Origin of the sequence: Paraburkholderia sp. (assembly GCF_049581445.1) — a bacterium.
GTDB lineage: Bacteria > Pseudomonadota > Gammaproteobacteria > Burkholderiales > Burkholderiaceae > Paraburkholderia.
This window is the reverse complement of record NZ_JBAURZ010000035.1, coordinates 1-7754: the sequence shown is the minus strand read 5'-3', so window position 1 is coordinate 7754 and position 7754 is coordinate 1. Positions and strand designations below refer to the sequence as shown.

Annotated in this window: 6 protein-coding genes; all 6 read right to left on the bottom strand. The window is 63.0% G+C overall.

The features are described 5' to 3' along the window. Positions 1-1010, bottom strand: a 1010-nt coding sequence (locus WCA85_RS02090) for an ABC transporter ATP-binding protein (RefSeq protein WP_424061446.1), incomplete at its 3' end; no start/stop codon positions are given. After that, the gene (locus WCA85_RS02085) at positions 1007-1876 is read right to left on the bottom strand and encodes an ABC transporter permease (RefSeq protein ID WP_424061445.1); all 870 of its coding nucleotides are present in this window, start codon (positions 1874-1876) and stop codon (positions 1007-1009) included. The genes WCA85_RS02090 and WCA85_RS02085, both read right to left, overlap by 4 nt. Beyond that, a complete protein-coding gene (locus WCA85_RS02080; RefSeq protein WP_424061444.1) occupies positions 1873-2883 on the bottom strand; it encodes an ABC transporter permease in 1011 nt (336 codons plus the stop codon). Before WCA85_RS02080 ends, WCA85_RS02085 begins: the two co-directional genes overlap by 4 nt. A 46-nt stretch (positions 2884-2929) precedes the next feature. Continuing rightward, entirely contained in the window at positions 2930-4585 is a 1656-nt protein-coding gene (locus WCA85_RS02075) for an ABC transporter substrate-binding protein (protein WP_424061442.1), read from the bottom strand. Between the two features lie 141 nt (positions 4586-4726). Further along, positions 4727-5239 carry a cupin domain-containing protein gene (locus WCA85_RS02070; protein ID WP_424061441.1) on the bottom strand — a complete coding sequence of 171 codons (513 nt, stop codon included), beginning with the start codon at positions 5237-5239 and terminating at the stop codon, positions 4727-4729. A 210-nt stretch (positions 5240-5449) separates the two neighbouring features. After that, positions 5450-7555: an elongation factor G gene (gene fusA, locus WCA85_RS02065; RefSeq protein ID WP_424061440.1), complete on the bottom strand. Its 2106-nt coding sequence runs from the start codon at positions 7553-7555 to the stop codon at positions 5450-5452. Positions 7556-7754 lie beyond the last annotated feature (199 nt).

The following is a 7754-nucleotide window of genomic DNA, read 5'->3' as shown; positions in this document are numbered from 1 at the left end:
CGCGACATCTGATCGCCATGCGGGGCGGCGACACGATGGGGCGGGGGCGCGTCGCGGCGGCAACGGTCGTCGGCGAGACGGCAGCGGTCCGCATAAATGCAGCCCTGGGTCACCGAGCCAGGCGCGGGCAATTGGCCGGCAATGGTGTCGAGACGCTCGCGTGCCTTGCTGCGTCCCGAAGTCGGCAAGCATCGCAACAGACCTACCGTGTACGGATGGCGCGGCCGCGCAAAGACGTCCTGCGTCGCGCCTTCCTCGATCAGCCTGCCGGCATACAGCACGCCCACGCGTTCGCACATGCGTCCGATCACGGCGAGATTGTGGCTGATGAAAAGCACGGCGGTGCCGAGTTCCTCGCGCAATTGCGCGACGAGATCCAACACTTCCGCTTCGACGGTGGCGTCGAGTCCGGTCGTGGGTTCGTCGAGAATGAGCAGCGCAGGATTGGAGGCGAGCGCCATGGCGATCACCACACGCTGCTGCATCCCGCCTGACAATTGATGCGGATAACTATCCATCACGCGCTCGGGGGCGGCGATGCGCACCCGCTGCAGTATTTCCAGGGTGCGCGTCAATGCGTCGGTGCGGCTCGCGCCAGCTGCTTCGAAGGCTTCGGTGACCTGGCGGCCGATCGTCAGCGACGGATTCAGCGCCCGTCCCGGGTCCTGGTAGACCATTGAGATCGCGGTAGCGCGCATCGTGCGCAACGAGTCGGCGTCGAGGGCCTGCACGTCCTGTCCGGCGACCAGGATCTTGCCCGCTTTGACCTTGCCGTTGCGCGGCAGGTAGCGCAACGTGGCCATCGCGACCGTCGATTTACCGCAGCCGGATTCACCCACCAGACCGTAGGCTTCACCACGTCGCACGCGAAACGAAAGATCCTGCAGGACTTCACGATCCCGCCCACGAATCCGGTAAGTCACGGTGAGACCAACGACCGTCAATGCGTCGGTGCGTTCGCTCTTCGAGACGTCAAACGCGGGGAACGAGGCGGGTGGCGGGCCGTTCATCGGTCGAGTACACCTTGCACGCCGTCGGCGATCAAGTTCACGCCCACGACGAGCGAGGCGATCGCAGCGGCGTCGAACACCACCGTCCACCATGCGCCACCCGCCATCAGCGTGTACGACTCCGAGAGCGCCAGGCCCCAGTCGGCGGACGGCGGCTGGATGCCGAAGCCGAGAAACGACAGGGTCGCCACGGCGAAGATGGCGTAGCCGAGCCGCACGGTGGCTTCGACGATGATCGGTGCCAGCACGTTCGGCAGGATCTCGACGAACATGATGTAGGGTGCCCGTTCACCACGCAGTTGCGCAGCCGCGACGTAGTCGAGATGGCGTTCGGCGAACACGGCGGCGCGCACGGTGCGGGCGGTGATCGGTGTGAAGGTAATGCCGATTACGAGAATCACCGTGAAGTTCGACGCACCCACTGCGGCGAGCGCCAGCAGCGCCACGATGACGAGCGGCAACGCCAGCACCGCGTCGATTGCGCGGCCGATCACGTTGTCGACCCAACCTTCGAAGTAGCCGACCACGAGCCCCAGGGCAGTACCCGCCACCGTGCCGAGCAGTGTCGCCAGCGGCGCGATGGTCAGGATATCGCGTGCCCCGACGATCACGCGCGAGCAGATATCGCGGCCAAGCTGGTCGGTGCCGAACCAGTGGGTATGATCGGGCGGCGTCAACGAATTGAGCGGGTCGGACGCATAGGCGTCGTGCGGCGCGATCCACGTTCCCGCGATGGCGCACACCACCCACCACAGCACGATAATCGCGCCGACGACAAAGGTCGGCGAGCGCAGCAGCACGCGCAGTTGATCGAAGCGCGGTTCATTGGGAGTGGGCGCGGCCGTCGCGGGAATGATCGTGCTCATTCGCCACTCCTGACACGCAAGCGTGGGTTGAGCAGCACATGCAGTGCATCGGCCACCAGGTTGGCCAGGGTATAGACCACGCCGATGGTCAGCACGCCGGCTTCGAGCATCGGAAAGTCCTTCGCCTTCGCGGCGTTATAGATCAGCGAGCCAATGCCCTGATAGTGAAACAGTGTCTCGACGACCACAAGACCGCCGATCATGTAGCCGAGTTGCGTCGCGGCGACCGTGATAGTGGGCAGCAAGGCGTTGCGCAGCACGTGACGCCAGATCACGACGCGCCGTGGCAAGCCTTTGAGGATGGCCGTGCGGGTGTAGTCGGCGTCGAGGGCCTCCACCGTTCCGGCTCGCGCCATGCGTGCGATATAGCCAAAGAACACCAGCACCAGCGGCAGCACGGGCAGGATCAGATGCTTGAGTTGCAGCAGGATGCCAGCACCGGGCGGATAGGATGCTTCGATTGGCAGCCATCGCAGCCAGATGCCGAAAATCAGTATCAGCGTGATCGACGACACGAACTCCGGCACGACAGTAGCCGACAGGCCGGCAATACTGATGACCCGGTCGATCCAGCGGCCAGCGTGCATCGCAGCCCATACACCGCCGGCGATGCCGAGCGGCACGACGACGATGAACGCAAGCAGGCCGAGTTTGGCCGAGTGTCCAAGCGCAGCGGTAATGAACGGTCCCACTGGCTCCCGATACGCGTACGACATGCCCATATCGCCGCGTACGAAATGCGTGATCCATTGCACGTACTGCGTGAGCAGAGGCCGGTCAGCGCCGAGTTGATGATCGAGCGCGGCGACCGCGCGCGCATCGGCGAGCGGTCCGAGGATAGCGCGGCCGATATCGCCCGGCAGCAACTGACCACCCGCGAACACGATCACCGAAAGCAACCACAGCGTGATCAACGACAGTGCAACACGGGTGCCGAGAAAGCGCGCCACCCGTCCCGCGTTGCCGTTGGCAACACGAGGGGTGGTAGGCGTGAGCGTTGTCGACATGAGGTGATTGCGCCGAGTGCCTAATGCCGGGTTCTGGTGGCCGGCGTTACGCGGCCAACGTGACCTTGTCGAAGTACAACTGCGCGAGCGCGGTAAAACGCATGCCGTTCACGCCTGAGCGCATCGCAATCAACTGATCGTAGAAGAACGGAATGATCACCGGGGTCTCGTCGAGCAACAGCGTCTGGATCTGCCCGGAGAGTTTCCGTTGTGACGTGATATCCACTGCTGCAACGAACTGCGCGACCAGTTGGTCGTACTGAGGGTTCTTGAAATGGGCCGCATTCCACGTGCCGTTGCTGGTGAGCGGTGCGTTCAGGAACACGTTCGGCACGCCACGGTGGCCGTAATCGGTAATGCCGAGCGGCGAGTCGAGCCAGTCCGACTTGCCGGGCGTGCCCGCGCCGTAGTACAGCGACTGGCTTTCCACTTTCAGATTGATGCGCACGCCAATCGCCTTCGCTGCGTTCTGCACCACCACCGCGAGATCCGGAATCTCCATGTACTTTTCGGTGGTGAGCGTTACGTCGAAACCATTCGCGACGCCGGCCTGTGCGAGCAGTTGTTTAGCTTTGGGAATATCGATCTTGCGTTGCGGCACGCCCGCATCTGATGAAGGAAACACTGGCGCAAACGGGCTGTCGTTGCCGAGTTGCGCCTTGCCGCGGAACAGGCCGCGCACGATCACGTCGCGATCCAGCGAGAGCGCCATCGCCTCCCGCACGCGCTTGTCCTTGAAGAGCGGACTGTCGTTGCGCATGTGAATCTGACGATGCGCGCTCGACTTCACGCCCACCGCCTTGAACTCCGGATTATTCATGATGCCGAGGCCACCTTGCACGGTGAAGGTGCCCATCACATCGGCCTGACCGCCTTGCAGAGCGAGAATCTGCGCCTGCTCGTCGGCGTAGAACGAGAACTGCACGCGTTGTGGCAGCGCTTTTTCGCCCCAATAGTCGGGGTTACGCACGAAGGAGGCGCCGACCTTTGGCGTGTATTTTTCCAGCTTGAACGGGCCCGTGCCGATGAAGGTTTTCTCGTAGCCGCCCGCGTAGTTCGCCGGCAGGATCACGGCGTTGTAATTGTCCGAGGAAACGTAATACGGGAAGTTGCCGTTTGGCGCGTCGAGGTGGAAGGCCACCGTGTGATCGTCGACGGCCTTCGCGCCGCCTTTGGACAGCACGCCCTTCAAGACCGAGAGCGCGGCCGAGCCGCTCGCCGGATCGGCAAGCCGGTCGAAGGTGGCGACGACGTCTTTGGCGGTGAAAGGCTGGCCGTCCTGGAACTTGACGTTCTGACGCAGCTTGAAGGTCCAGACATCGCCCTTGTCGTTCGGCTGCCACGAGAGGGCGAGCGCCGGCTTGAGCACCAGATGCTCGCCGTCGTCGTCGATCAGGAATTCGCCGGTCTGCACGAGCAGCGCAAGACCGCCGGCATCGGTCACCGTGAGCGGGTCGATTGCGCCCGCTGGCGTCAGATGCGCCACGCGAATCGTCGCGTTCGCCGCGCCCTGTGCGCGTGCCTGCGGGGTGGCGAGCAGCCCACCACCGGCCAGCGAAAGACCGATCACGCTGGCATAGCGCAGCAGGTCACGGCGCGACAGGCGGCCGGCAAGGAATTCGTCGATAGCATGATTGCCGTACTGATCGGCGCTACGGCGTGCCGTTTCGAGCGCGAGGAGTCGATCCGCGGGAGTCTTCATCGATGGCTTGTCCAGTCCGTTCTGTTTTTAGGCGCCGTGCGGCGGCCGCTCGGCTAGGTGACGGTAGTGCAATGGCGAAAAGCGGCTTCAGTGTAAGCGATTGACTACGGATTCGGAACGGTTACGGCGCGTTCCCGCCGCTCAATGCTCGTGCGGATGCTTATGAATCGGGTCTACCCAATAGACTGTCTCGGGCGCTTCGACCGCGTCGATGTTCAGATTCACCACGACCGCTTCGTTGTCGCTGCGCACCAGTACGCACTCGAGCGGCTCGTCGGTGCTCGCGTTGATCTCCTGATGCGGCACGTACGGCGGCACGAAAATGAAATCGCCGGGACCGGCCTCGGCGGTGAACTCGAGGTGCTCGCCCCAGCGCATCCGTGCCTGGCCGCGCACGATGTAGATCACGCTTTCGAGCGCGCCATGATGATGGGCGCCGGTCTTCGCATTCGGATGGATGGTTACGGTGCCGGCCCAGATCTTCTGTGCGCCAACGCGCGCCGCGTTGATCGCGGCGGCGCGGTTCATGCCAGGCGTTTGCGCGGTGTTGGTATCGAGCTGATCGCCTTTGATGACCTTGACGCCGTGCTCGCGCCAGTCGACCGGTGTGGACGGTTCGGTGTGGTAGTGCGGGTGTTCGTGGTCCTGGCTCATGATCGGTCTCCTCCCATACGAATTGCGTGGCAATCGTTGGCATTTTTGCACGTTCAACGAATGGGCGCGCAATGCGTGTTTCGCGCAGCAGCCATTGCCGGGGGGCGCCGCAGGAAGAAAAAAAGCCCGTCCGGAAGGGACGGGCTTTATGCGTTGCCCTTACAGGTGAGCCAGCACACCGCGTTCCAGCCTCGGGGGCTGACTGCGCGCTTACTTATGCTTGGCGTTGATCACGGCTTCCGCGACGTTGTTCGGCGTTTCGGCGTAGTGCTTGAACTCCATCGTGTACGTCGCACGGCCTTGCGTGGCCGAGCGCAGCGAGGTCGAATAGCCGAACATCTCCGCCAACGGCACTTCGGCACGCACCAGCTTGCCGCCGCCACCGGCGATGTCTTCCATGCCCTGTACCAGGCCACGGCGGCTCGACAGGTCGCCCATCACGTTGCCCATGAAGTCTTCGGGTGTTTCCACCTCGACGGCCATCATCGGTTCGAGCAGCACGGGCTTTGCCTTGCGCATCGCTTCCTTGAAGGCCATCGAACCGGCCATGCGGAACGCGTTTTCGTTCGAGTCGACGTCGTGGTACGAACCGAAGGTCAGCGTCACCTTCACGTCGACCACCGGATAGCCGGCCAGCACACCGGCCTTCAGCGTTTCCGTAATGCCCTTGTCCACGGCCGGGATGAATTCGCGAGGAATCACACCGCCCTTGATGGCGTCGACGAATTCGTAGCCCTTACCTTGCGCCGCCGGCTCCAGCGTGATCACCGCGTGACCATACTGGCCGCGCCCGCCCGACTGCTTGACGAACTTGCCTTCAACATCTTCAACCTTGATGCGCACCGTTTCGCGGTACGCCACCTGCGGCTTGCCAACCGTAGCCTCGACACCGAACTCGCGCTTCATCCGGTCGACCAGAATTTCGAGGTGGAGCTCGCCCATCCCGGAGATGATGGTCTGGCCGGACTCTTCGTCCGTTTGCACGCGGAACGACGGATCTTCCTGGGCAAGACGGTTCAGTGCAATGCCCATCTTTTCCTGGTCGACCTTGGTCTTCGGTTCAACAGCCTGCGAGATCACCGGCTCAGGGAAGATCATCCGTTCGAGGATGATGACATTGTTCGGATCGCACAGCGTGTCGCCGGTCGTCGCTTCCTTCAGGCCCACAGCCGCCGCGATGTCACCCGCGTAGACTTCCTTGATTTCCTTGCGCTCGTTGGCATGCATCTGAAGAATGCGGCCGAGGCGCTCCTTCTTTTCCTTGACCGCGTTGTAGACGGTGTCGCCCGAGTTCACCACGCCTGAATAGACGCGGAAGAAAATCAGCTGGCCGACGAACGGGTCGGTCATGATCTTGAAGGCGAGCGCCGAGAACGGATCGTCGTCGCGCGGATGGCGCTCGATTTCCTTGTCGTGCTCATCGTGACCGGTGATAGCGGGGATATCCACCGGTGAGGGCAGATAGTCGATCACGGCGTCGAGCATCGCCTGCACGCCCTTGTTCTTGAACGCGCTGCCGCATAGCATTGGCACGATCTCGTTAGCGATCGTGCGCGCGCGGATGCCGTGCTTGATTTCCTCTTCGGTCAGCGTTTCGCCGCCGAGGTACTTGTCGAGCAGTTCCTCGTTCGCTTCAGCCGCGGCCTCGACCATCTTGTCGTGCCATTCTTTCGCGGTGTCCGCGAGTTCGGCCGGGATGTCCCGGTACTCGAACTTGATGCCCTGGTTCTCTTCGTCCCAGACAATCGCCTTCATCTTGACGAGGTCGACCACGCCCTGGAAGTGGTCTTCCGCGCCGATCGGAATCTGGATCGGCACGGCCACGCCCTTCAGGCGATCGCCAATCTGCCGTTGCACGCGGAAGAAGTCCGCGCCGACGCGGTCCATCTTGTTGACGAAGGCAATGCGCGGCACCTTGTACTTGTTCGCCTGACGCCACACGGTTTCCGATTGCGGCTGCACGCCGCCTACCGAGTCGTACACCATGCACGCGCCGTCGAGCACGCGCATCGAACGTTCGACTTCAATCGTAAAGTCGACGTGGCCCGGGGTGTCGATGATGTTGATCCGATGTTCGGGATAATTGCCGGCCATGCCTTTCCAGAACGCAGTCGTGGCAGCCGATGTAATCGTGATGCCGCGCTCCTGTTCCTGCTCCATCCAGTCCATCGTCGCCGCACCGTCGTGAACTTCACCGATCTTGTGCGTCACGCCGGTGTAGAAGAGGATGCGTTCCGTGGTTGTGGTTTTGCCGGCATCGATGTGAGCGCTAATGCCGATATTCCGGTAGCGCTCGATGGGAGTCTTGCGGGGCACGTGAACCTCCTTGAATTGGCGCGCGGGTCATGGGCGTCGGGCGGCGCACGACGCCGTCCGGGCGATTTCGGTGCTGCGTTGAGACTACTAGGATAGCGCGTCGCAGGGGCTTTTGCAGGAATCTTGCCAGGCGGGGGGCAAGGGTGCCGTGCGGGCCGCCGGGCGGGGCTGGCGGCGTGTACAGGGAGCGCGGCGGTGG